Origin of the sequence: Paenibacillus oryzisoli (genome assembly GCF_050467285.1) — a bacterium.
Lineage (GTDB): Bacteria > Bacillota > Bacilli > Paenibacillales > NBRC-103111 > Paenibacillus_E > Paenibacillus_E oryzisoli_A.
In genome coordinates, this window is the sequence record NZ_JBCMUN010000001.1 from 499,592 (window position 1) to 522,938 (window position 23,347).

At 51.6% G+C, this 23,347-nt stretch carries 24 protein-coding genes; 11 read left to right on the forward strand and 13 right to left on the reverse strand.

The features are described 5' to 3' along the window. Positions 1 to 46: 46 nt before the first annotated feature. Together ABE504_RS01950 and ABE504_RS01955 are read right to left on the reverse strand one after the other, a co-directional pair. Positions 47 to 1,423 (reverse strand): glycosyl hydrolase family 28-related protein, encoded by a 1,377-nt coding sequence (locus tag ABE504_RS01950; protein WP_430083703.1) that lies wholly within the window; start codon positions 1,421 to 1,423, stop codon positions 47 to 49. 440 nt (positions 1,424 to 1,863) lie between these two features. After that, on the reverse strand, positions 1,864 to 2,292 hold the full coding sequence (locus ABE504_RS01955) for a DUF2621 family protein (RefSeq protein ID WP_430083706.1): 429 nt from the start codon (positions 2,290 to 2,292) through the stop codon (positions 1,864 to 1,866). 120 nt (positions 2,293 to 2,412) lie between these two features. Between ABE504_RS01955 and ABE504_RS01960 the strand changes: the two genes are divergently transcribed. Both ABE504_RS01960 and purU read left to right on the forward strand, forming a co-directional pair. After that, the gene (locus tag ABE504_RS01960; RefSeq protein WP_430083709.1) at positions 2,413 to 3,540 is read left to right on the forward strand and encodes a deoxyribonuclease IV; all 1,128 of its coding nucleotides are present in this window, start codon (positions 2,413 to 2,415) and stop codon (positions 3,538 to 3,540) included. A gap of 25 nt (positions 3,541 to 3,565) precedes the next feature. Continuing rightward, the gene (purU, locus tag ABE504_RS01965) at positions 3,566 to 4,465 is read left to right on the forward strand and encodes a formyltetrahydrofolate deformylase (RefSeq protein ID WP_430083712.1); all 900 of its coding nucleotides are present in this window, start codon (positions 3,566 to 3,568) and stop codon (positions 4,463 to 4,465) included. A gap of 95 nt (positions 4,466 to 4,560) precedes the next feature. On the opposite strand, the gene ABE504_RS01970 is transcribed toward purU, so the two are convergent. From ABE504_RS01970 to ABE504_RS01985, 4 genes are read right to left on the reverse strand one after another with little or no spacing between them, the layout of a single operon-like run. Then, positions 4,561 to 5,793 carry a Ger(x)C family spore germination protein gene (locus tag ABE504_RS01970; protein ID WP_430083715.1) on the reverse strand — a complete coding sequence of 411 codons (1,233 nt, stop codon included), beginning with the start codon at positions 5,791 to 5,793 and terminating at the stop codon, positions 4,561 to 4,563. After that, entirely contained in the window at positions 5,777 to 6,877 is a 1,101-nt protein-coding gene (locus tag ABE504_RS01975; RefSeq protein ID WP_430083718.1) for a GerAB/ArcD/ProY family transporter, read from the reverse strand. The genes ABE504_RS01970 and ABE504_RS01975 overlap by 17 nt, the downstream gene beginning before the upstream one ends. A gap of 18 nt (positions 6,878 to 6,895) precedes the next feature. After that, a complete protein-coding gene (locus ABE504_RS01980) occupies positions 6,896 to 8,446 on the reverse strand; it encodes a spore germination protein (RefSeq protein WP_430083721.1) in 1,551 nt (516 codons plus the stop codon). Positions 8,447 to 8,448: 2 nt separating this feature from the next. Continuing rightward, a complete protein-coding gene (locus tag ABE504_RS01985) occupies positions 8,449 to 8,661 on the reverse strand; it encodes a hypothetical protein (protein ID WP_430083724.1) in 213 nt (70 codons plus the stop codon). Positions 8,662 to 8,907: 246 nt separating this feature from the next. Here ABE504_RS01985 and tkt point away from each other — a divergent pair, with 246 nt between their 5' ends. Both tkt and ABE504_RS01995 read left to right on the forward strand, forming a co-directional pair. Then, the gene (gene tkt / locus ABE504_RS01990; protein WP_430083727.1) at positions 8,908 to 10,929 is read left to right on the forward strand and encodes a transketolase; all 2,022 of its coding nucleotides are present in this window, start codon (positions 8,908 to 8,910) and stop codon (positions 10,927 to 10,929) included. Positions 10,930 to 11,044: 115 nt separating this feature from the next. After that, positions 11,045 to 11,362 (forward strand): pyrimidine/purine nucleoside phosphorylase, encoded by a 318-nt coding sequence (locus ABE504_RS01995; RefSeq protein ID WP_126141065.1) that lies wholly within the window; start codon positions 11,045 to 11,047, stop codon positions 11,360 to 11,362. Between the two features lie 75 nt (positions 11,363 to 11,437). On the opposite strand, the gene ABE504_RS02000 is transcribed toward ABE504_RS01995, so the two are convergent. After that, positions 11,438 to 12,115: a DNA-binding response regulator gene (locus ABE504_RS02000; protein ID WP_430083729.1), complete on the reverse strand. Its 678-nt coding sequence runs from the start codon at positions 12,113 to 12,115 to the stop codon at positions 11,438 to 11,440. 335 nt (positions 12,116 to 12,450) lie between these two features. Continuing rightward, a complete protein-coding gene (locus ABE504_RS02005; protein ID WP_430083732.1) occupies positions 12,451 to 13,764 on the reverse strand; it encodes an NAD(P)-binding domain-containing protein in 1,314 nt (437 codons plus the stop codon). Positions 13,765 to 13,887: 123 nt separating this feature from the next. Between ABE504_RS02005 and ABE504_RS02010 the strand changes: the two genes are divergently transcribed. The 6 genes from ABE504_RS02010 to ABE504_RS02035 all read left to right on the forward strand — a co-directional run bounded on the left by ABE504_RS02010 (position 13,888) and on the right by ABE504_RS02035 (position 17,984). After that, positions 13,888 to 15,243 carry a glucose-6-phosphate isomerase gene (locus ABE504_RS02010; RefSeq protein ID WP_430083735.1) on the forward strand — a complete coding sequence of 452 codons (1,356 nt, stop codon included), beginning with the start codon at positions 13,888 to 13,890 and terminating at the stop codon, positions 15,241 to 15,243. Between the two features lie 188 nt (positions 15,244 to 15,431). Further along, positions 15,432 to 16,073: a YigZ family protein gene (locus ABE504_RS02015; RefSeq protein ID WP_430083738.1), complete on the forward strand. Its 642-nt coding sequence runs from the start codon at positions 15,432 to 15,434 to the stop codon at positions 16,071 to 16,073. Positions 16,074 to 16,138: 65 nt separating this feature from the next. Beyond that, entirely contained in the window at positions 16,139 to 16,768 is a 630-nt protein-coding gene (locus ABE504_RS02020; protein ID WP_430083741.1) for a TetR/AcrR family transcriptional regulator, read from the forward strand. 112 nt (positions 16,769 to 16,880) lie between these two features. Beyond that, positions 16,881 to 17,105, forward strand: coding sequence for a DUF1128 domain-containing protein (locus tag ABE504_RS02025; protein WP_430083744.1), 225 nt, complete (start codon positions 16,881 to 16,883; stop codon positions 17,103 to 17,105). Between the two features lie 146 nt (positions 17,106 to 17,251). Next, complete coding sequence (locus ABE504_RS02030; RefSeq protein WP_430083747.1) at positions 17,252 to 17,581, forward strand: hypothetical protein; 330 nt, start codon at positions 17,252 to 17,254, stop codon at positions 17,579 to 17,581. 139 nt (positions 17,582 to 17,720) lie between these two features. Next, positions 17,721 to 17,984, forward strand: a complete 264-nt coding sequence (locus tag ABE504_RS02035) for a hypothetical protein (RefSeq protein ID WP_430083750.1) — start codon at positions 17,721 to 17,723, stop codon at positions 17,982 to 17,984. Positions 17,985 to 18,037: 53 nt separating this feature from the next. Here the strand turns inward: ABE504_RS02035 and ABE504_RS02040 are convergent, their stop codons facing one another. The 5 genes from ABE504_RS02040 to ABE504_RS02060 all read right to left on the reverse strand — a co-directional run bounded on the left by ABE504_RS02040 (position 18,038) and on the right by ABE504_RS02060 (position 20,868). Continuing rightward, on the reverse strand, positions 18,038 to 18,376 hold the full coding sequence (locus ABE504_RS02040; protein ID WP_430083752.1) for a hypothetical protein: 339 nt from the start codon (positions 18,374 to 18,376) through the stop codon (positions 18,038 to 18,040). 28 nt (positions 18,377 to 18,404) lie between these two features. Then, entirely contained in the window at positions 18,405 to 18,944 is a 540-nt protein-coding gene (locus ABE504_RS02045; protein ID WP_430083755.1) for a hypothetical protein, read from the reverse strand. A gap of 5 nt (positions 18,945 to 18,949) precedes the next feature. Beyond that, the gene (locus tag ABE504_RS02050; RefSeq protein WP_430083758.1) at positions 18,950 to 19,168 is read right to left on the reverse strand and encodes a hypothetical protein; all 219 of its coding nucleotides are present in this window, start codon (positions 19,166 to 19,168) and stop codon (positions 18,950 to 18,952) included. A 129-nt stretch (positions 19,169 to 19,297) separates the two neighbouring features. Continuing rightward, entirely contained in the window at positions 19,298 to 19,741 is a 444-nt protein-coding gene (locus ABE504_RS02055; RefSeq protein ID WP_430083761.1) for an Hsp20/alpha crystallin family protein, read from the reverse strand. Between the two features lie 101 nt (positions 19,742 to 19,842). Next, complete coding sequence (locus ABE504_RS02060; protein WP_430083764.1) at positions 19,843 to 20,868, reverse strand: LacI family DNA-binding transcriptional regulator; 1,026 nt, start codon at positions 20,866 to 20,868, stop codon at positions 19,843 to 19,845. A gap of 216 nt (positions 20,869 to 21,084) precedes the next feature. Between ABE504_RS02060 and ABE504_RS02065 the strand changes: the two genes are divergently transcribed. Beyond that, complete coding sequence (locus ABE504_RS02065) at positions 21,085 to 23,310, forward strand: helix-turn-helix domain-containing protein (protein WP_430083767.1); 2,226 nt, start codon at positions 21,085 to 21,087, stop codon at positions 23,308 to 23,310. Positions 23,311 to 23,347 lie beyond the last annotated feature (37 nt).

Sequence of the window (23,347 nt, forward strand, 5' to 3'; positions counted from 1 at the left end):
TAACCATAAACGGGCAACGGGCTCTTTCTTTGATATTATGGTGCTGTCAGCTATTTAAATAAATAGATGAGTTTCCTTCAGGTGTACGAATCGCAAAGGTTTTAGCCGTAATATTGTTATTTGAACAACGAATATTATTTTGTATGAAGTTAGGTAAGTAGGTCGTGAGATCGATGCCGCCACCATCAGGCATATGAATGATATTTTCAGTGATAGTTCCTCGGGTGGCATTCTGCCAATTCCAAATACCGCGCTCGCCGTTCTCCAGGATATTAGATGAAATTGAAAAATCTTCTATGTTCCCCACTCGGATGGATGTGGTTCCTATTTTTTTGCTTTGTGTCCCCATTGTAATTGTATTAGCACTCACTTCAATGTTCCTAACTGTTTGAGATGAAGTAATCTCTATCCCTGAATAAAAGCTTCCTCTTCCTTCCAATACATTATTTGCTACCTTGATATTATTTCCATATACACTAATTCCTGCATACATATCGGGGGCTAACTTGCCTTTATCTTTGCCTTGATAGTAATTGTTGTTTAAATAATTATTCAAAATGTGATTTCCCGTTACTTCAATTCCATTTGCGTAAAGTTTGATTGCCCTTTTTGCACAATTGTAGAAGGTATTATTTTTTATAGTACTATTTGTATTTTGAATTATATTTTTATTAAGAAGAGGATCCTCGTAATAAATACCATCGCCATCATCGGCAGGACCAATATCATGAATTGTGGTGTTCTGAATGCTTAGGTTTGTTGAAGATTTTTCTGAGGCGCCGGGCGTAGTCGTAATGTAAATACCTCTTGCAATTAAGCTTCCATCCAGTTGGTGAAGAGAAACTACGTTTTGGATTTCAGTTTGATCAATGGCAATTGAATAGGTATTCCCATAAATCAGAATGCCAGCAACAATGGAAGAATAAAAATCGCTGGACTTGTCATCACTTTGAGAGGCATTGGAGACTAGACTATTGGAGATTTGAACTTTTGAGCTTCCTGGCTGGATGACCACCACGCGGTTGACGGTGTTATTGCCATCAAATTGTATCTGGTTAATCTGTATGTTTGAACCGGATATGTAAAATAGGCTCCATGCAAATTTGGATTTGTCGGCTTTAATGACCGAATTCAAACCATCACCAACCATTCTGGTATTTGATTTTATCATAAGAGTGTCATTGGCATTGACGATATAAGTACCTGCAGGGAAGTAGATACTTAATTTTTTCTTAGTACCGGCATCAAGAGCTGTTTGAATCGAACGAGTATCGTCACTAATACCATCTCCTTTCGCACCAAAATCCTTAACGTTGAGGATGGTAGGAGTTGGATGAAAATATTTGTATATTAAAAAAAGAACAAGGAGAATAGCAATAACTAAGAGTAAGTATCTTATATGCTTGTAGTCCAATTTGAACACGGCAAAAGCTCCCCCTCAATAAAAAAATAATAGAATATTTGAAAAAGAACTTGATTAGATACATATTGTATCATATTATATATATAAGTACAAAATGTATCTATCGGTGTGATAGAACAGGTAAAGGAGTTGACGTGTTACATGAATGAAGCTACTACGGTTTACTGTTTGGAGTGTAATTTGTTAGTACTAAGGAATGAAGCGCAAATCATATTTAGAACAGGCTTTTATAGAACGAATATTCCGTTATGTCATTGCAAATATTGCTCTTGTATAGAAGATAGAATAACAGAAGTTGGGATTATCGCTGATGCGGGAAAAACAAAATTTCATTCGAATGATCTTGGTGAGATAGCGTACTTATAAAATAATTAATGCAAAAACCAATCCTAACTACAAAAGAAAGGATTGGTTTTTTGGTATTCCGGAGTTGTTCCACCCTACCCCAGCAAATGCAGATATGCGCTGTAATCGATCTCCTCCCGATCCAGGAAGGAGGTCAAGCTCTTATAGTCGCGCCGCGGCGTCGCCAAAATGTAGCCCTCGATGCAGTGCGCGCGGGTCACTTCGGTTGCGTTCGCTTCCAACGCGACTTGTCCGATTCGCGCGGCGATCGAGTGCTTCGCGATGTCGCGGAACGCGGTAGGCACAGGCGAGACAAGCTTGTCGAGGAAATCTTTAGAATCCTCCGTCCACAGATGGCGGGAGCTATCGACGTAATGATTTTGCCAATCCAGCTTGGATTTGCCGTCTTCCTTGGGCAGAACCTTGAGAAATTTGCGAAACATGAAATAGCCGCCGACCCCCATGAAGAACAGGAGAACGAACGCCCAGAACAGGATAAAAATCATGAATGTATCGTGAGCCATATGGATGTCACCTCAGCAGCGTGTAAGGATATGTTAAGAATTATAGCGTATTTCTAGATTTCTTGCGACATTCCGAGTAAAATAGGAAGGTAGTACTCACATACAAAGGAGTTTTGAACCATGCCCAAAATTGGCTCGCACGTTTCCTTTTCGGACAAAGGCTTGCTGAATGCAGCCGAAGAAGCCGTTTCCTACGGCTCCTCTACCTTCATGATATACACAGGTGCACCACAAAATACGCGCCGCAAGCCGATCGAAGAGCAGTACGTCGAAGAAGGCAAAGCGGTGATGGACAAGCATGCGATGAACGAAATCGTCGTTCACGCGCCGTACATTATCAACCTCGGCTCTTACAAAGACGATACGTATGAGCTCGCGGTCCGCTTCTTGCAGGAAGAAATTCGCCGCACGGATTACCTCGGCGTGAAGAACATCGTCCTGCATCCGGGCGCTTACACGGATAAGGATTCGGATTACGGCATTGCGCGTATCGCGGAAGGCTTGAATGAAGTGCTTGCCGGCGTCAAAGACACGAACGTGAACATCGCGCTCGAGACGATGGCGGGCAAAGGCACGGAAATCGGCCGCAGCTTCGAGGAACTCGCGGAAATTATGGAGCAGGTCGAGTTTAACAATAAACTCACCGTCTGCCTGGATACGTGCCACGTGCACGATGCCGGCTACGATATTGTGAACGATCTGGACGGTGTGCTGCGCCACTTTGACCGTACGGTTGGGCTTGAGAAGCTGGCTGTCCTCCATCTCAACGACAGCAAGAACCCGCGCGGCGCGGCCAAAGACCGCCATGCGCCGCTCGGCTCGGGCTGGATCGGCTTCGAGGCGATGAACAACGTGGCAAACCACGAGTCGCTGCAGCATCTGCCGATGATTCTGGAGACGCCGTGGATCGGCAAGGAAGACAAGACGCAGCGTCCGATGTACGAAGCAGAGATCGCGCTGCTGTCTGGCAACCTCGGCGGACGCTTCGGCGGCGATTTCTTGGACGGTGTTGAGCGCATCGCGCACCTCATGAACAAGCGGGACATTCACTTCCGCGATTTCGTTGTGAAGACTTGGGAGCTGCTCAAGAACGACGCCAAAGCGAAGAAAGCGGACGGACGCGAGCCGCTAGAGCGTTTGTACGATATTTTGCATGAAGAGCAACTGTTCGCCGATCTGAGCGAAGAGCAGATCAATCAGCGTTTGATCGTTTGGCTGGCTGGCAGCGATGTATTGAAGAAAGCGTAAGACGCGTTTAGCTAGGGGGAGAACCATGGAAGTGGGAAGCAATAGCAGCACTGTTCGCAGGGAAAGCGAATGGAAGAATAGAGCGAGAATGTTGATTTCTTGCCCGGATCAGCCGGGAATTGTAGCAGCGGTATCCCAGTTTTTGTATGAGTATGGCGCGAATATCGTGCAGTCCGATCAATATACGATGGACCCGGAAGGCGGCATGTTCTTCATTCGGATCGAATTCGATCTTGAGAACCTGGCCGATCGTGTCGAGAAGTTGAGACAGGACTTCTCCGTTATCGCGGACAAGCTGTCCATGTCGTGGAGCCTCTCGCTGGCCAGCCGGAAAAAGCGGATCGCGATCTTTGTCTCCAAAGAAGATCACGCCTTAATGGAGCTGCTGTGGCACTGGCGCGCCGGCGATTTGAACGCCGACATCGCGATGGTCGTCAGCAATCATCCGGACATGCGCGAGTTGGTAGAGCCGTTCGGCATCCCGTATCACCACATTCCGGTGACCGCTGCGACGAAGGCGGAAGCGGAGCAGAAGCAACTGGAAGTAGTCGGCGACACGGTCGACACGATTATTCTCGCGCGCTATATGCAGATCGTATCGCCGACGTTCATCAAGCATTATGCGAACCGCATCATTAATATCCATCACTCCTTCCTGCCGGCGTTTGTCGGCGGCAAGCCGTATGCGCAGGCGCATAACCGTGGCGTCAAGATCATCGGCGCTACCGCGCACTACGTAACGGAAGAGCTGGACGGCGGTCCGATCATTGAGCAGGACGTGCAGCGCGTAAGTCACCGCGACAATGTCGAGGACTTGAAGCGGATAGGCCGTCACATCGAGCGCATCGTGCTGGCACGGGCGGTCGCCTGGCATGTGGATGACCGGGTTATTGTACACAATAATAAAACAGTCGTATTCAATTAATTCCCTGCTTGCTGCGGGGAGGACATAAGAAAGGCTTCCCTGCCAAGGCTAACGTTGAGCCTGGCCTCGGGAAGCCTTTTTTGCTAAAAATGAGCTTACCGTTCCCTCGATTTCACCCAAGGCGAGTAGAGCGTACGTGAGGTCCGCCGCATCTTGGCTTCGACTTCCAATGTGAGCTCCGCATTCGGCAAAATGGAGGTTTCCCAGTCTGCTTTGATTTGTTCCCACAGTTTGGGGTTGCGGTCTTCGACCGTATTGCCGAAGGCGAAAATATCGGAGTGCAGCTCGACCGCGATTTTATGAAAAGCAAGATGGACCTCAGATTCGATTTTTTTGGCAAATTCCTTCTCCAGGAAGGCGATGGTGGCGTTGTCGACTTTAAACGAGGTGCCGGATTTGTCGCCAAGGTTGAACTCGACGCTGATAAACAAATGGATGCTCGCTTTGCCACCCTCATAAGTCACTTTTCGCTTTGTCTTCAAATCGTCGACCAGTTCCAACGAGATGTGGCAGTTAGTTTCATTGGGGCAAGGAACCGCGACGATTGCGCTTTTTAGTTCCCCCATCACCCACAGAAAGCCTCTCGTCTCTTTGCCTGATAATGTTCCTACCATCCGCTCGTCTCGAAAAACCCCCGTACCGTTTGCGTAAAATAAAGTGGACTGCTTCGTATCCTTTCCCTGGTAAGGCGCTATTCCGACAATTTGACTGACATAGTCCGATTGATCGATCAGATGCACAATCGGTGAAAATGGTTGACCGCCGGTCGGCTGCGCAAACTTGCGTGCAAATTCGGTGAATTGCACTTTGGCGCAATTGCCTTCCATGTCGGTATGCTGGATCAACTCCCGCAAGTAATTGGCGGATATGGTCGCAATGTCAGGGCTTGATTCCAATAGATCCAGGGCTCTTCCTTTGACGATTGCAATATAGGCTGTACCTCTTAACTCGGGATCTAATGAGAAGAAGTCCAGATAGTGCCGGACGTTCATTTTGGCGGCCTTCTCGCCGATGAGCAGCACTTGAAGGTGGGACCAGTACAGCTTTCTGCCTGTAATTTTGACGTAATTACGAATGGCTTCAAAGGTTGTTGGGCCCGAGACGCTTAATGTTTTTTTCTGCTCACCCTTCAGATTGTTCGATGGTTTCATCGCCTCCAGCACGGGGGTGAGGACGGTAACGACGATTTGTCCCTTATCGTTCAGGTCAATGCCGGCGGCCAGGGCGTATTCTACCGTATCCGCTTCGTGCCGATTCCAACAGCCGGTCGTCAGGAGCAAGAGTGCGGGCAGCAGGAAGCCGAGAACTGTTTTACGAAGAGCAGTCATTCCGAGATCTCCTTGTTTTTAGTTTGCCGGCTGCCCAAAGCAGGAGAAGTATGACCAAGGCGTAGACGCAGAAAATGAGTCCTTTTGCCGCTTCAAACTCGACAATGGACTGATAAATATTGCCCGGAATTAATGCACAATAGAAGACGATGACTGCCATAGGGACGATCAGACTGCGGTGGGTTTGTGTACCGAACCATTCCTGAAAGCCCACGCAGCTGGCATAGAGTGTGAAACTACCTTTCGTGACATTGATAAATACCCATGCGGCGATAAAAGGACTTTCCAGATGCTCGATAAATTCAAAGATGTCAATGTCTTTGATCATTTCAACGACAGGGAATGTAAGTCGCTGCGTGTAGGCGCTGCCGTATGTGCCCAAGGTAAGGAAGAAAGTAACCTCGAACAACAGCGTGACAACGACGACGCACCACAGCATGATCCGGAACATGTGATGTTTGTGCTTAATTGACGGATAGATAAAAAGCAGCAAAATCATCTCGGAGAAAAGGCTGCAGATGCCGAGCGAGCCTCGAAATACGTCGCTGAAGGAGGAGGTGAAATAAGGCGTGATGCGCTGCAGTTCCACATCGTTCAGCGAGAGGGTGAAGAGCACGGCCATGAGCAAAACGACGCCGGGAAGCACGATTTCTCCCCATTGGGCGACAGCCCGCATGCCGTCTTTAATCAGGTAGCAGCGCAGCAAGAGCAGCATCAGGATGATCAGTTCCAGCGGCGTTTCCGGGAGCAGCAGGGCCACGAAGAGCTCGCTGATGATGCGCACGGTCATGGCTGAGACGAGCAGCAGCGGCAGTAAAAGCAGCAGCGCGAACAGGCGCCCGATAACCGGGCCGAATACGTGCAAGGCGTGGCCGATTAGATTTTTTTCATCCATCGCGCCGCCGACCCGGGAGATAAGCCAAATCATAGGCACGGAGAGGAGGCTGCCGATCAGAATGGAGAGCCAGCCAGTGTGCCCGGCTGCTTGGGCCAAGATGCGCGGCAGCGTGAAAAAGATCGTACCGTACACGGTAAAACAGCTGAGGATGATAATTTGTTTGGTTGAGAGATGTCCGGGTAACAAGACGTAACCTCCACGTGCTTAAGTTTTTGATTTTTTGCGGCCGAGGAACCCCAAGTGGTAGTGGTTGAAAGGTGTCGGCTTTTTGAACACGATGGAATCGTCCACAAGGCCCAGTGTTTGCGGCGTCAGAGGCGCGAGGTAGCTGACGCCGAAGGAACGCAGATGGATCATATGAATCAGAATACAGCCTGTACCGAAAACGATGCCGAAAATGCCGAAAACCGCCGCGAGTACCATAATGGGAAACCGCAGCAAACGAATGGCCAGGGCAGCATTGAAGTTGGGAATGACAAACGAGCCGATTGCCGTAAAAGACACGATGATCGTCAGAACAGGTCCGACGATGTTGGCCTGTACGGCCGCCTGGCCGATGACGAGTGCCCCGACGATGCCGATCGTTTGGCCCATGGAGCCCGGCAGACGGAGACTGGCTTCTCGCAGCAGTTCCAGACTGATCTCCATGATCAGCGCTTCGAAGAAAGCGGGAAATGGGATGCCGCTGCGATTGCTGGCAATGGCCAGCATCAGCTGCGTGGGCAGCATCTCCTGATGAAAGGAGGAGATTGCAATATAGAGAGAAGGCAGCAGCAAGGCCATCAGCATCGCGAAGAGGCGAACCCCGCGTACCATCGTGACGGCGAGATAATTTAAGTTGTAATCTTCCGTGGCTAGCAGAAATTCGGGAAAGGTCACCGGCATAATCAGGGCAAATGGCGTTCCGTCGACCAGGACGACCACCTTGCCTTCCAGCAGGGCTGCCGCTGTTTTGTCCGCTCGTTCCGTAGAAGCAATTTGCGGAAAAGGCGAGAAGGGAGCGTCTTCCAGAAAATCCTCCAATTGTCCGCTGTCCAGAATACCTTCTGTGGTGACGGCTGCCAGCCTCCGTTTGACTTCTTCCACGATATGCGGATTCGCGATGTCGCGCAGATAGGCGACGACGCAATCGGTTTGGGTGCGACTGCCAATCTGAACGGGGAATAGATCCAGATGCGGATCTTTGATTTTGCGCCGGAGCAAGGCGGTGTTGGTGCGGAGCACTTCATTAAAAGCGTCCTGCGGCCCCCGGATCAGGGGCTCCGTTGTCGGATTGGAAATCGTGCGATGCTCCCAGCCCTCGGACGTGATGAGCAAGCAGCCTGCGGCGCCGTCCAACAGCACCAGCGTGTTGGAGTACAGCAGCCCGCGAAGGATTTCCCGCAGCGAAGGCACGAGTTTGATGCCGCTGGCCGTAATCACATGATTTTGCAGGTAAGGCAGGGTCACTTGTCCTGCAGGTTCTAATCGAACCAAGGGCAAGGTAACACATTGATGCACGATGTCTTTTTCCGCGAGTCCGTCGATATACAGCACGGCCGCCCGCGTCTCTGAGCCATCGGGACCGCGCAATGGTATTTCGCGCAGGATGAGATCGGAGGCGTAAGGGATGGCTTGGCGGATTGCCGTCAGATTGCTGTCCAGGCTACTGCTCAGCGGATCTTCTGCAATGCTCTGAAAGTCGGCGCTGGATTCCGAGCTGTCGGGCAACGTTCGGGTTGCGGAGCGGATAAGAAGCTTTCCTAATAATGACAAGTTTATTCGCCCTCCTCGGAAGCAAAGATATCCATGACGTTTTGCAAAAGCGTCGTCAACAGATCGGATTTTCCAAGAACAAATAATACGGCAAGTATGAGTCCGATGAGCAGCAGGGATATGTACGCAGGGACAAGTCTGGCATCTTGCTGACGGGCGGCTTTTCGAGGGTACCCGATGGCAAGTACTGCTAATGTAGCGAGAAAGATCAGCATATGGATCACCTGAGCTTGATTTAGAGGTAGCATCTGCTTCGCCTGGCTTTTTTATCCATTTGCGGTGGCGGAAACTGCTGTGCGGGATTCTCGGCGGGTTTCTGCGTCTGTCCGCGTGCGATCCGATTTCATGAGTTATTGTGGCAAAGCCTTAAAGCAAATGGTACAATAATGCAAGCGATCAAATGACTTGTCTAAGAAGTCGAATGCTGATGAATATACAGAGAAATTGGAGGGAATTTTCGCATGACGGCAACAAATAAAACAATCGAGCAACTTGCAGTTGATACCATTCGTACACTCGGGATCGATGCAGTTGAAAAAGCAAAATCCGGCCATCCAGGGATGGTTATGGGCGCTGCGCCAATGGCTTACGTGCTGTGGAAGCAGCATATGAAACACAATCCTTCGAACCCGAACTGGGTCAACCGCGACCGCTTCGTGCTGTCCGCAGGCCACGGCTCCATGCTGCTCTACAGCTTGCTCCACCTGTGCGGCTACGACTTGCCGATGGAAGAGATCAAGAACTTCCGTCAGTGGGGAAGCAAAACCCCGGGTCACCCGGAGTATGGCCACACGCCAGGTGTTGACGCCACTACAGGCCCGCTTGGTCAAGGCGTTGGTATGGCTGTAGGTATGGCAATGGCTGAAGCACACCTGAGAGAAACGTATAACAAAGAAAGCTTCCCGGTGATCGATCACTACACATACGCGATCTGCGGCGACGGCGACATGATGGAAGGCGTTTCGTCCGAGGCGGTTTCCTTGGCGGCGCACCTGAAGCTGGGCAAACTCATCATGCTCTACGATTCCAACGATATCTCCCTCGACGGTGAGCTGAATATGGCGTTCTCCGAGAGCGTGCACAAGCGTTTTGAAGCGTACGGCTGGCAAGTGCTTCGCGTGGAAGAGCAGAACGATCTGGCGGCGATTTCGAACGCGATTGCAGAAGCGAAAGCCGATACGACGCGTCCTACGCTGATCGAAGTGAAAACGACGATCGGTTTCGGCTCTCCGAACAAAGGCGGCAAAGGCGGCCATGTCGGACCACACGGATCCCCGCTGGGCGGCGACGAAGTGAAGCTGACGAAGCAAGCGTACGGCTGGCCGGAAGAACCAGACTTCTTGGTTCCGGATGAAGTTCGCGCGCACTACGCGGAAATTCAAAAAGAAGGCACGGCTGCTGAGCAAGCATGGAACAGCCTGCTGAATGACTATATCGCGGCATATCCTGAGCTTGGCAAACAGTTCAGCGCAGCAGTGAGCGGCGAGCTTCCAGCTGGTTGGGATGCGGAATTGCCGGTATACACGACGGCTGACAAGCCAATGGCGACGCGCGTCGCTTCCGGCAATGCGATCAACGCGATTGCAGGCAAGCTGCCGCAACTGATCGGCGGTTCTGCCGACCTGGCGAGCTCCAACAATACGATGATCAAAGGCGAATCGAACTACAGCGCAAGCAACTATGCGGGGCGCAACGTATGGTTTGGCGTGCGCGAGTTCGGCATGGGCACAGCGATGAACGGCATGGCGCTTCACGGCGGCGTCAAAGTGTACGGCGCGACGTTCTTCGTGTTCTCCGACTACCTGCGCGCATCCATCCGTCTTGCCGCATTGATGCAGCTTCCGGTGATCTACGTCCTGACGCACGACAGCATCGCGGTTGGCGAAGACGGCCCTACGCATGAGCCGATCGAGCAATTGCCTGCACTGCGCGTCATTCCAGGCATCACGGTCATTCGTCCTGCAGACGGCAACGAAACGTCCGAAGCTTGGCGCTATGCGGTTGCCGAAGCGAAAGGCCCGGTTGCGCTGGTGCTGACGCGTCAAAACTTGCCGATTCTGGAAGGCACCGTCGAAGGCGCCAAAGCGAACCTGAGCAAAGGCGGCTACGTCGTATCCGATGCGGCAAACGGCAAGCCGGATGCGCAAATCTTGGCAACAGGCTCTGAAGTGCAGCTTGCGGTTGCGGCTCAGAAGCTGCTCGCGGCGGAAGGTATCAACGTACGCGTTGTTTCCTTGCCAAGTTTGGAACTGTTCGAGAAACAGTCCAAAGCATACAAAGACTCCGTCATTCTGCCTAATGTGAAAAAACGTCTGGCTGTCGAGATGGCTTACCCACTCGGTTGGGAACGTTATGTCGGCGACGAGGGTTCGATCCTAGGGATCTCTACATTCGGCGCTTCCGCGCCTGGCGACCGCGTACTCAAAGAGTACGGCTTCTCACCGGAGAACGTGGTAGCACGCGTGAAGGCTTTGCTGGGGTAAGAGGGCTTCGGGATTCGAGGCTTCGGGGCGCGTCGGTGGCTCGCTCTGAAGCTTGCATATAACAGCCCGGCTACGGCCGGGCACATGACTAAGCATATTGGGGGAAATGGTCCACATGTCCAGCTTTGAAAATGTAACCGTCCTAACAAAAGCCAACGTTTATTTCGATGGCAAAGTGACAAGCCGCACCGTCGTTTTCGCAGACGGCACGAAGAAAACACTTGGCATCCTGCTGCCAGGTGAATATGAGTTCGGCACAGATACCAAGGAAATCATGGAAATCCAAGCCGGCGAGCTGAACGTTCAGCTGCCAGGCAGCGACGAGTGGATCTCCATCAGCGGCCAAGGTGAATTCACCGTGCCAGCCAACGCGAAATTCAAGCTCGACGTGAAAACTGTGAGCGACTACATCTGCTCGTATATTAGCGAGTAGTTGGCGAGCGAGCCCTTCACCATCCCCTTTGGGGATGGTGGGGGGCTTTTTTCATGCCAAGGAGAGGGAGCTGCGCTAGAATTCGTACATTTGATTGGTAGCAGTCAACACATAGGAATGAACACGTGTCTTACCGCGAGCAGGGCGCAGAATGCCTTTGGCGTATAGACGATGCAGCCATTCACGAGGGCTGTCCATCCGTATGCCTAAGTGCTCGCTTACCAATCGTGAGTTTATCGGATCAGAGGACATTTTAGCTAGATGGATAATATCTCTTTCTCTATAGTTGAGCGGCACGGTAGGCTTTGCTTCCCCAAACCAATGCCCCATCACATGCAAAATAATTTGCTGACAGCGTCTGCTTCTCTGTGAAAGATCATCGTAGGAAAAGCGAAGCACTTTCCAGTCATCCAGTACTAGTTGGTTTTGCCGCATGAGTTGATTAGAGAACCGAGTGCGGTCTATGTCTCTTGCATGAGCAGAAAAGCCATCTATTTCAATAGCAATTCGGTAGGATCCGCGGAGATAGGCGAAGTCAATGAAGCGAGTGCCATCTTGAAAGTCTTTTACTTCATACTCGGGATGGAGATACCGAAAGTTGCCGATACTGGGCCACCATACTTGCGAAAGAAACTGCTTCTCTGCATGCGCATGGCCTTCAAGCAGTCTTCGAAGCCTTTCACCAGAGCGGTGAGTGTGATGGTACTGAAGATATTGTTCATAATTTGTGGTGAATTCTTTCGATACTGTCATTTGCAAGTTACCTCCTCAAAATAAAAACACCGCCTTTTCCATTTATCTGGAAAGGACGGTGTGCTTCACGCGTCTAAATTGGGTATTGAATTCTCGCTAAGGGTGCCTAGCCCCAGTTAAATCACCGGAAATGGCAGAAATCGCTCAGCTAAGAGGGCACAGCCCTGCTTAACAGCGGCGAAATCGAGCTTAAACCGTAAATTTCAGCCACATAAGGGTGCCTAGCCCTTGTTAACTCGCCGGAAATGACTAAAATCGCTGCGATAAGAGGGGGGAGCCCCTCTTAGCAAGACCGCGCCATGCGTCTGACTGCCGTGACCGGCCTCGTGAATCCCCTACAACGCAAACTCCATCCGCGCCTCAATGTATTTCTCGAGCTTCAGCCGCACGTACGGCGGCAGGCCCGAGAGCATGCAGCCGTAGCGGAACAGGCGGCCTTCCGTCTCGATGCGGATGACGCGCGCTGTGATCGGCGGCAGATCCGCTTCCTGCGGGAAGTGGATCACGAGGAACATATCTGGCGCCAGCATGACCGGCGTCGTGATCTGCAGGCCGCTTTCGGACAAATCGAACAGCGTGCCGTCGATGTTTTGTCCGGAGAAGGAACCCTCCTGCTCCCACTGATAGATGGACAGCTTCAAATCGATGTCCAGCTTCACGCGGGTGTTCCGGCGGCGTTCACGCCCCGACAATCCCGCCAGTCCCGCCAGTCCCGCAGCCGGCTGTGCCGACGCCGCGGCGGCCGCGGCCGCCTGCTCGTCCTGCCGGACGACCTGCTGTCCCATCCAGCCCTCATAGAGCTGGATGAGCGCGCTCAAATCCTGATCGCCCAGCCCTTGGCTGTGGCCGATCTGGAACAGGTTCGTCGCCGCTTGCAGCATCGGCACTGGCAGCTGGAACTTGCCCGTAATGTCCTGGGCCAGCTGAAGATCCTTCAGCATGAGCTTCAGGGAGAATTGATTGCTGAAATCGCGATCGAGAATCTTATCGCTTTTCAGCTCGACTTGCTTGCTGTTCGCTCCGCCGGAGCGAACGATCTCTAGGAATTGAGCAGGATTGATGCCTGCTTTGGTCGCGATCGATAAACCTTCGGCAAGGCCGGCCAAATTAATGCCCACCATCGTGTTATGGGCGAGCTTGGCATAGGAGCCTGAGCCGCTCGGTCCGAGGTAAAGGGCTTTGCTGCCTAGCGCCTGGAACACGTCCGATTGCTCGTCGAACACTTCCTTGCTGCCGCCGACCATGAACGTCAGCGTTCCGGCTTCAGCCGCAGGCTTCGTGCCGGTCACCGGCGCGTCGAGGAAGTCGACGAAGTGCGCGGCGAGCTCGCCGGCGAGCTTTTGGCTGGTTTGCGGAGAAACCGTGCTGCAATCCACAATCGTGAGCGCAGGGTGAATCCCGCTGAGAACACCGTTCTCACTATAAAAAATATCCAACAATGCCGCGTCATGGCTCAGCATGGTGATCACAACGTCAGAGTTGCGCGCGACCGCGGCCGGCGTTACGCCGATCTCGGCGCCGAGCTGTTCCAGCTCGTCCGTTTTGCCGGCAGTCCGATTGTAGACGGTTACCATAAACCCTTTTCGAAGCAGATTAGCAGCCATGGGCTTACCCATCGTGCCAAGTCCGATAAAACCGATACGTTTCATGCTCCTTCACCTCAGCTTCATTTTAGCATGGGAAAGTATCCCTGTGAATGGCTTCTTTACTTGCTTTTAAAGGAGCAAATCAGTATGCTAGGAAAAGGTAAAATAGAGATGGAGGCGAACCTTTTGAGTAAAAAGCTAGACTTTGATTACAGCAAGGCATTATCTTTTATCTCCCAGCATGAGGTTGATTATTTGACGGCGCAAGTGGAGCTGGCGCATAACCAACTGCACGACAAAACAGGGGCAGGCTCTGACTACACAGGTTGGGTCGATCTACCTGAGAATTACGACCGCGAAGAATTTGCACGCATCCAGGCGGCTGCCAAACAAATTCAATCCGATTCGGACGCGCTTGTCGTCATCGGCATCGGCGGTTCCTATCTCGGCGCGCGTGCGGCGTTGGAAATGCTTTCTCATTCGTTTTATAACATTTTACCGAAAGGCAAACGCAAAACACCTGAAATTTATTTCGTAGGAAATAACATTTCTTCTACATATGTGACCCACCTGATTCAACTGCTGGAAGGCAAAGACTTCTCCGTGAACGTCATTTCCAAATCCGGCACAACGACGGAGCCTGCGATCGCATTCCGTATTTTCCGTGAGCTGCTGGAGAAAAAATACGGCAAAGACGCCGCCCGCAAACGCATCTACGCGACGACGGACCGTGAGAAAGGCGCGCTCAAAACGCTCGCTACAGCGGAAGGTTACGAAAGCTTTATCATCCCGGACGATGTTGGCGGACGTTACTCCGTGTTGACAGCGGTAGGCCTTCTGCCAATCGCGACAGCAGGCATTGACGTGGAAGCGATGATGAAAGGCGCAGCCGATGCGCAAAAAGAATTCGCCAATCCGAAGCTGAGCGAGAACTTGGCGTATCAATATGCGGCAGTCCGTAACGCGCTATACCGCAAAGGCAAAACGATCGAAATTCTCGTCAACTACGAGCCGTCCCTGCACTTCGTATCCGAGTGGTGGAAACAGCTCTTCGGCGAGAGCGAAGGGAAAGACTACAAGGGCATCTACCCGGCATCCGTCGATTTCTCCACGGACCTGCACTCCATGGGCCAATTTGTGCAGGACGGCAACCGGATCCTGTTCGAAACCGTGATCCAAGTGGAGCAAGTTTCCGATCACATCACCATCGGTACCGATGCGGACGATTTGGACGGGCTCAACTTCCTGAGCGGCAAAACGATGGACTTCGTCAACAAAAAAGCGTTCGAAGGCACTATGCTGGCGCACACGGACGGCAACGTGCCGAACCTGATCGTGACGCTGCCTGACATGACCCCGTACTCCTTCGGGTACATGGTCTACTTCTTCGAGAAAGCTTGCGGCATCTCCGGCTACCTGATGGGCGTGAATCCTTTCGATCAACCAGGGGTTGAAGCGTACAAAAAGAACATGTTCGCATTGCTCGGCAAACCGGGCTATGAGAAAGAGAAAGCGGCTTTGGAAGCGCGTCTGCAGCAATAATCAAGCGTCAAAAAATAAAAAGCGATCAATCCCATCGGGTTGGTCGTTTTTTAATTGAATGGTGGTCATATAAGGGGCTGGATTTTCCAATATTTATGTGGTAAATTTTCTTTCTATATTGTAGAACTAGAGAGATGTGTGTAGAATGTAATGAAACCAGTTGTTTCTTCTACCCAGAAAGGTCGGCTATGCTAGCTTATTACAAAACTGTCAAGTCGTTCGGATTGTCGGAAATTGTCATCAGGAAGTCGCGTTTTATCGGACATGCCAAACCGGTGGAAACGGAAGAAGAAGCGATTCAATTTATTGAAGCGATTAAGAAAGAACACAAACTCGCAACCCATAACTGCAGCGCTTACGTGCTGGGAGAGCGAGACCAGATTCAGAAGCAGTCCGATGACGGAGAGCCGAGCGGAACGGCGGGTAAGCCGATACTCGAAGTCATTAAACAGCAAGGCCTGAAGAACACGGCGGTTGTCGTTACGAGATATTTTGGCGGCATCATGCTGGGTGCGGGCGGGCTGATTCGGGCTTATACGGATGGAGCCGTAGCAGGTCTTGAAGCAGCGCAGCCGGTGTACAAAGTGAATCATCAGCAAGTGTTGATTGAAGTGGATTATACGTGGTTCGGCAAGCTTGAAAATGAGTTAAGAAACCGGACTATGCTGCTCGGTGATATTCAATTTACGGACAAGGTGACGGTACCGTGTTACCCGTTGAAGGCGGAGGCGGAAACGTTCATCGATTGGGCCACAGATTTTACGCAAGGACAAGGCGTAATTCTAGCAGGAGATTGCGAGTACATCGAACATACCAGCTTGCCGGAATAAGGCGGGCTCACAGCACGAAGACACCAAGACAACTTCATAACAGCTAAGGATGCGGAGGGATTGGCATGGCTAGAAAAGCAGTCGCGCAAGAGCTTAGCAGAGAGCGAATACTTTCGGAAGCACGGGAATTATTCGCTACCTTTGGCTATCGCGCTTTAACAATGCGAAGCATTGCAAAGGCAATGGGATACAGTCACGGAGCGTTGTATTACCATTTTACGGAAAAAGCTGAGTTGTTTTATGCGTTAATTAAAGACGATTTCGCCCTACTCTTGCAACGGCAGCGGGAGATGGTTGCCCGCGAGCATGGCATCAGCGTGAATTTGCTTCAGAAGTTAATGATGGAGTTTGTCTGGTTTGGGCTGACGAATCCGAATCATTACGAGATGATGTTCATGATGAATGAGCCGGAGCTTCAGCAGTATTCGAGAACGGAGCAGGCGCAATGTCTAGAATTGTTCGCCATTGTTGTTCGCGATGTCGTGGCTGGACAGCCGGGTGCCGAGAGCCGCAGATACACGCTTCCTTGGAATTTGTTCATGTCTTTACACGGTCTTATTTCCTATTGTATTCAATTCCGTCTTACTTACGAAGAAGCGCGCAAACTGGCTGACGAGCACATCCGTCTCATCTGTGCAAGTCTGGATATGGATGCCTACGAACAGCAGCGGCCGCTTGTCAAAATGCTTGGTTAATCATGATGGAGCGGGCCGCGAGGCTCGCTTTTTTGTTTACAGCCGCCTAGACATTCGGATGCCTGTACTATAAAATGATGGAATGACATGAGGGAAAGGTGGGCGAGCAAGGATGGATTTGAGCGTATGGTCGGAAGCGAATGTGGAGTTTATGTTCGAGGAAATCAAGAAAAAGCTGCGCATGGCGACAGGCGGCTCCATTAAAGCCTCGAATGTAAGCGAAGAGGTTTACGAAGATTTGCGGGATCTGTACGAAATGGTTGCAAGCAAAGATAGATTCAGTATCAGCGAGATCGACGCGATTACGACCGAACTGGGTAAACTGCGCAAAGCGTAACCCGACCTGATCCCCCTGACGGACAGGCGTATGCACGGACATGAGCGTATTTTGCTCAAAATAGGGACAGTTATCCAAGCCATGTGACCCGCTTAGCCGTACACTGTAGAGCAATGTATCTCTGTTGGCTGAGGAGGTGGATGTACATGGCATCCAAAATTCGTAAAGAAGACGTGCGCAAGCTGATCGGCAAAGACATCGTCGCGGTGAAAAAAGACGGCTCGCACGTAACGGGCAAACTGGTGCGCATCAGCGGCAACACGCTTCTGGTCGCTCCGCAAAACGGTAAAAAGGTGCAGGTCAAAGCGATCGTTCCGCTCGTCTTGTTCGATTTGCTCGCCATCGGTACAGCCCCATATGCGTATGGTGGTTTCGGCGGTTGGGGAGGCGGCTTCGGCGGTGGTTTCGGAGGCGGCTTTGGCGGCCCGTTCGGGGGCTTTGGGGGCGGCTTCGGCGGTCCAGGGTTCTTCTGGTAATGGCATCGGTATAACAGGCAAGGACTCTTTCCGTGTGGAGAGGGTCCTTTTTTGTGCATCTCAGACCGATGAGGCACACACCGCCGCGAATCTGAATAGGCTAACCTATCAGAGTCAGGCGTAGGGAGGCGAAGTCGCGATGCAGCAGCGAGTACCGATATTGCTTGACCCACCGGCTATTCAGTTTGATGCGATTCATGTGAACGCGATTACGGAGGGGTCCGGTATTTTTATCGGGACGAACACGCAAGTGCTCTGGTCCTCCAGCGCCAAAGTGAACAAAGGGGTCGGCGAGATCAGCGGGGAGCATAACCGGATTGAGCAGGTGACGAACGTCATTTACGACAACGATATTATCGACGCGCCGTACACGAAGGGCGATTTGATTATTGGGCGGGTGTAAAAAAGCTCCCGGATCTGCGCACATGCGCCGATCTAGGGAGCTTGCGGGCCGACTCAGCTGTCACCGTCGGCGTCCGAAGGAGGGACGGCAGCGTCCTGGGGCTGCGTGAAGCGGGAAGCCTGCGCGCCCGTCGTTATGAGGTCCTGCAGCCATACAGGCGTCTCCTGCTCGCCGACGTTGAGCATATCGAGGAAGTCGGAGTCGTTCAGCATGGCACGGGTGCCGACAAGCTGATTGTTGTCGCCTTCCACGGAGCCGAAGCCCTGCACGGTTTTCTGGTTGCTTTGAAAATCGGTCGGCCAATTGTTGCCCATATTGATGCAGGACGCGCTTTCGACTGATCCGATGCGGATCGAGCCGATGACAAACGTGGGCGACATGAAGGAGGACATGCTCGTTCATCTCCTTTATTTGTGGACTCTAAGCTGGCGGAGACGGCTTCGGATGGTAACGATAGCCAGTCTCCGTGCGGACAGGCTCCTCCGCGCTTGCGGCGGGACTGCGCTCTGAGCCCGCTGCAGAGGGCGTTGTGGCTTTTGAAGGTTTGGCGCCGACTTGCTGTGCGGGCGCTGCCTTGGCATCATCGCCGGCGGAGCCAGTGCGGGTTTTCATGGCGGGGGACGCCCCGTGCGCTCTGAGATCGGCGGTTTTGGCGCCGAAGTTGTTGCCTAAATTCAAGGAGCCGCTAAGCTCTCCAATGTCGAGTTGATCCAGTCGAAACGTCAAGCTGTCCAGCACGGGCTGGTGCACATGCAGTGTTTCGATGTGAATGTGCGCGGGTCTTTCAGACAGCGCTGCGAGCTGCTTTTCCAACTGCTGAATGCGGCGTTCCAGCTTGTCGGTGTACGCGGCGGAAGGAGCTACTTCCGTTCGCATAATTGCGGGCGAAGATGAGGGGGCTGCGGTTGACGGCGGTTTTTGCGCTAAGGGAAGAGAATGTTTTTTTCGGCGAAACCACATAGGGCTCAGCTCTTTTCGCGATTAGGCTTGTAATCCAGCGTATCTGCATCATACACAATATGCTTGCTGTCATGCACGAGATTGCCGTCGCCTCTGACTGCGCCCAGCCCGTTATTGACTTTGTCGTCCGAACGTCGTCCCACGATGCGATTCGTGCCTTTATTCACGCTCGATGAAGCCGCGATTTGATCGATATGAATAGATTGAAACTTGATCCGTACCACAGCGATTCCCCCTAGTATCAGGTTCGTAGCACCCTCTCCTCAGTATATGGGGACAAATCGCGTTTCATTTCTCTTTACAGATAAAAATAACGCCCCCCGCAAGCGGCAATGTGCTCGGACGAGGGGACGTCATGTGAATTGAATGGGGACGACCTTTTCGTCGTCCGGCGGAGCCATGGGAATGCGGGCAATGAGCAGGCCGTTGTGGTACTGCGCACGCATATGCGCCGTTAACGCTCTCGCCGGCAGGCGGACCGTCCGTTCGAAAGCGCCAAAGAAGCGCTCCGAGAGCTTCATTTGGTCGTCCTGCACAGGGTAGGGCCGCACAAGCGAGCCGCGGATGAGCAGGGCGGAGTTGTGAAAAGAAAGCTGAATCTGCTCCGGGGAAGACAGCCCTGGCAGTTCTGCCACCACGACGACTTCCTGCAGCGTTTCGTACATATCAATGCGCGGACCGGTCAGCGGGATAATGCTGGCGATGTCCTGCCAAAATTCAGGACCCAGCACGTCGCCGGCCTGCGCGGTAAGACCCTTCCAATCCGGCTTCGGCGGACGACCGCCGGGAGCACTCATCTGCCATCACCTCAGACTTCCACTAGGATCGCGACATGCGCTGCTTCTTTAGTTTATGAAGGGAAGCTGCGGATTATGGTTAAACTTGAAATCCCTGATTGTCAAGAGGAGTTTAAGTCCGCCCTAAGCGTTGATCGGCGAATTACAATTTCAGCAGGGAGGATGATTTTGCGATGAGATGCAGGGGCAGTGCCCTGAATTCGCTCGATCAAGAGCTGCATGCCCAGATACCCCATATCGTAGGCAGGCTGCTTGGCAACCGTCAGAAACGGGTTGTAGTCCGGGATAATGTCGGGATCGTCGAAGCAGGCCACAGCTACATCGTCGGGTACCTGGAGATGTAGAGCTTGCAGAGCTCGCAGCGTATTAACCCCAATAAAATTGTTTGCAGCCAGGATGGCGGTTGGTCGCTCTACGGATTGGAGGGAAGCCCATTTGTCGATGATCTCCTCCATGCTGTCCTTCTTTAAATGGGTCTCGAACATGTACACCGGGTTCGTTTCGAGCTCATGAAGCCCCATTGTCTCCCGAAAAGCCAAAGCGCGTTCTCTTGTATTTGATAAGTATCTTGGACCGTTAATAAAGGCGATTCGTTTGTGCCCGAGTTGGATGAGATGCTGAACCAGCAGACGGGTCGTGTTGTAGTTATCCCCCTTGACGGAGTCGGCCGGGATCGCATCAAGCGTACGGTCCACGTAAACGAAGGGAATCCCGCGTTTAACAAGCTTCTTCATGTTGTCCTCGGATTCATCGCTGGCAGGTACGATCAGTACGCCATCAACTCGGGTCGACATCAGCATTTCCGTGTATTTGGCCTCTTTGTCCTTATTCTCGTCGGTGTTTCCCAATATTAACTGGTATCCGAGCTGCAGGGCTTTATCCTCCGCTCCGCGCACAACGTTCGTGAAGAACGGGTTGGATATATCGGGAATTACGAGCGAGACCAGTCCCGTTTCCCTCGAGGTCAAGCTGCGCGCCTGTTTGTTCGGCAGATAGTCCATTTCCCGCAGCACTTGCTCCACTTTCATTCGAGTCGATTCCTTAATTAAGGGGGAGCGATTGATAACCCGGGACACCGTCATCGGAGACACGCCGGCTTTCTTCGCTATATCATAAATGGTCACCATCACCATTCATCCTCTCTACTTGAATACGTTACATAATGGGACAATGCCATAAAAGTTCTCAACCTGATGTATGGTTTGGTTGACCTCCGCGATAGGCAATGTTATTATTTTGTTACCGATAACATAAATATATCATAACAAGCATTTTTGAAAAGGGTTCCAAAATTAGTTTGGTATATATGCCATATATTCCTGCTGAAAGGACGAAGTCCGGTGATGAGGAACTTGCTGCGTCTGCCGATCAGGAGAAATAAACAATCGGTGTTTAGAAAATATGTCTTCTCCTATTTGTTGTTCTTATGCCTTCCGATTGCGTTCGGTGTTCAGCAATATGTGCAAACGCAAGAGGTTTTGACGAAGAGCGCAACGGATCTTAGCCTGCAAATTTTGAGAATGAGTCAAAACACGGTGGACCGGCTATTCGTTGAATCCGATGCTGTCGTTTCCGCGATCTCCGATGATAACAATGTCCTGTCGATGCTGTTAAACGCAACCTCACCGCCGACTCCCGAGCAGCTTTACAATTATTCCTTATTGCGCAGCAGCTTGAATCGATACGTGATAACGAATAAATTGCTGCAGGATATTTTCATTTGTTTCGCTAATAGCGGAGCGGTCGTGTCGTCGAAAACGGCCTTCGATATGAATGACAGTTTGGTCAATATCAACGGAATGAAGTTAAGCGAATGGCTGGATGAGGTGTCCAAACGAAGCACGCAAAAGCAATACTATAATTTGAATGATGTGACGATAGAAGGAAAGCAGTCATCCATGCTCGCTTATGTGAGCCCCTTGCCAAACGGCGTTCAAGGAAAAGTGTTGGGCTCCATCATCGTTTTTATAGATCAGAAAGACATCACGGACTTGTTTCAACTTTTAGTTGAAGATAATGGATACGCTTACATTCGAGATGGGCAAGGCCAGGTGATTGCACCTACCTTTACGTCCGAGCAGCTGAAGAGCGGACTTACGCTCCCTCAGTCTTTGACAGGGAAGCTGGGCTCCTCCTTCGAGGAGCTTGGCGGCCAGAGCATGCTTGTATCCCATTCCCGCTCTGACCAAAATGGCTGGACTTATATTGCAGCTCAACCATCTTCCGTCGTGCTGGCAAAGGCGGAAACGATTAAACGGGCGATTCTGACGTTCGCTGGAATCACCCTTGGCTTGGGCATTCTAGCTGCGCTGTTCCTGGCCTACAGGAACAGCAAGCCTTTCTCGGAATTGCTGAATTCCATGTCGGAGCTGCGCTCCCAGATTGAACATCAGCTGCCGCTCTTACGGGCTTCAGTGCTTGATCGTTTGCTTAAAGGTTACTACAAGGACGAGGCAGGGGCCCGAGCTGCCCTTGAAGAGGCTTGGATCCAACTTCGAGGCGTCGGTTATTTTGCCATTTCCGTTACGGCCAACCGCGATGATCGGGCGGAGGTTGCCTACGAAGAAACGGAAGAGATTCGCAGCTTTTTAACGGAGCGGCTGGAGCAAATGCTGGAGGGGTTTGATTTCCTGATCAATGTGGAGGGGAATCGTGCCGATCTGATTGTTGCCTTTGAGGAAAACGATCCGGAGGCATTGCGCGCCTTGCTTGGCGAGCGATGGCTTGTACAAGCAGACCTGCTTCAGGAGGAGAACGGTTTGCTGCTGACCATCGGAATCGGGAGAGGCACCGCCTTGCTGCATGAACTGTGGCGCTCGCATAATGAAGCGCGTCAGGCGCTGGAATATCATATTCCGACGGATCGCGGGGAATTAATCTGGTATGAAGAGCGAGTTCAGGATTCTTCCTATTATTATTATCCGCTCGATATGGAACTAAAGCTAATCCAGACGGTTAAGAACGGCGATATGGAAGGGCTTGATCGTTTGCTGCAGCATTTGTTGGATGTCAACTTGCTGGAACGGCGATTGAACACGGTGACGAGAAGGCAATTTCAGTACGAATTGCAGGGGACATTAGCCAAATTGCTGGAGCAGGTGGAGGCAAGCTCCGATTCGTTTGGGAAGCTGCGAGAGAAGTTGGCCGCACAGAATACTGAGAGCGGGGAGGCCTTCAATCCGGAGGTATGGAAGAAAGCGCTCCAAACGATCTGCGAACATCTCTCCCATCAGAAAAAGGACAAGTATATTAAAACGGCAATCGCGATCCTCGAAATGACGAAAGCCCAGTTCACGGACCCGAATTTCAGTCTGACGGGATTGGCCTCGCATTTCAAATTATCGGAAAGCTTCATTTCGATTTTATTTAAAGACCACGTAGGGGAGAATTTTTCCGACTATGTAGAAAGACTCAGGCTCGAACTGGCATGCGGGCTTCTGAAGGGGACAGACAAGAGCATCGTACTGGTCGCGCAGGAAAGTGGATATAACAGCGATAAGACATTTCGTCGAGCATTCAAACGGGTGTACGGTATTCAACCGACTTCCTATCGCGAATCCTCCCGATAAACCCAACCTCTATACGAGGTCACTCTTCTCAGAGTGG

What these genes read in the sequence shown, in the direction of transcription:
- ABE504_RS02020 (WP_430083741.1), top strand. Translation starts at nt 16,139, where the DNA reads ATGGCTAGAAAAGCAGTCGCGCAAGAGCTTAGCAGAGAGCGAATACTT.
- ABE504_RS02025 (WP_430083744.1), top strand. Translation starts at nt 16,881, where the DNA reads ATGGATTTGAGCGTATGGTCGGAAGCGAATGTGGAGTTTATGTTCGAG.
- ABE504_RS02060 (WP_430083764.1), bottom strand. Translation starts at nt 20,868, where the DNA reads ATGGTGACCATTTATGATATAGCGAAGAAAGCCGGCGTGTCTCCGATG.
- ABE504_RS01960 (WP_430083709.1), top strand. Translation starts at nt 2,413, where the DNA reads ATGCCCAAAATTGGCTCGCACGTTTCCTTTTCGGACAAAGGCTTGCTG.
- ABE504_RS02055 (WP_430083761.1), bottom strand. Translation starts at nt 19,741, where the DNA reads ATGAGTGCTCCCGGCGGTCGTCCGCCGAAGCCGGATTGGAAGGGTCTT.
- tkt (WP_430083727.1), top strand. Translation starts at nt 8,908, where the DNA reads ATGACGGCAACAAATAAAACAATCGAGCAACTTGCAGTTGATACCATT.
- ABE504_RS01970 (WP_430083715.1), bottom strand. Translation starts at nt 5,793, where the DNA reads ATGACTGCTCTTCGTAAAACAGTTCTCGGCTTCCTGCTGCCCGCACTC.
- ABE504_RS02030 (WP_430083747.1), top strand. Translation starts at nt 17,252, where the DNA reads ATGGCATCCAAAATTCGTAAAGAAGACGTGCGCAAGCTGATCGGCAAA.
- purU (WP_430083712.1), top strand. Translation starts at nt 3,566, where the DNA reads ATGGAAGTGGGAAGCAATAGCAGCACTGTTCGCAGGGAAAGCGAATGG.
- ABE504_RS02015 (WP_430083738.1), top strand. Translation starts at nt 15,432, where the DNA reads ATGCTAGCTTATTACAAAACTGTCAAGTCGTTCGGATTGTCGGAAATT.
- ABE504_RS01995 (WP_126141065.1), top strand. Translation starts at nt 11,045, where the DNA reads ATGTCCAGCTTTGAAAATGTAACCGTCCTAACAAAAGCCAACGTTTAT.
- ABE504_RS02065 (WP_430083767.1), top strand. Translation starts at nt 21,085, where the DNA reads ATGAGGAACTTGCTGCGTCTGCCGATCAGGAGAAATAAACAATCGGTG.
- ABE504_RS01955 (WP_430083706.1), bottom strand. Translation starts at nt 2,292, where the DNA reads ATGGCTCACGATACATTCATGATTTTTATCCTGTTCTGGGCGTTCGTT.
- ABE504_RS02000 (WP_430083729.1), bottom strand. Translation starts at nt 12,115, where the DNA reads ATGACAGTATCGAAAGAATTCACCACAAATTATGAACAATATCTTCAG.
- ABE504_RS02035 (WP_430083750.1), top strand. Translation starts at nt 17,721, where the DNA reads ATGCAGCAGCGAGTACCGATATTGCTTGACCCACCGGCTATTCAGTTT.
- ABE504_RS01985 (WP_430083724.1), bottom strand. Translation starts at nt 8,661, where the DNA reads ATGCTGATCTTTCTCGCTACATTAGCAGTACTTGCCATCGGGTACCCT.
- ABE504_RS02040 (WP_430083752.1), bottom strand. Translation starts at nt 18,376, where the DNA reads ATGTCCTCCTTCATGTCGCCCACGTTTGTCATCGGCTCGATCCGCATC.
- ABE504_RS02005 (WP_430083732.1), bottom strand. Translation starts at nt 13,764, where the DNA reads ATGAAACGTATCGGTTTTATCGGACTTGGCACGATGGGTAAGCCCATG.
- ABE504_RS02045 (WP_430083755.1), bottom strand. Translation starts at nt 18,944, where the DNA reads ATGTGGTTTCGCCGAAAAAAACATTCTCTTCCCTTAGCGCAAAAACCG.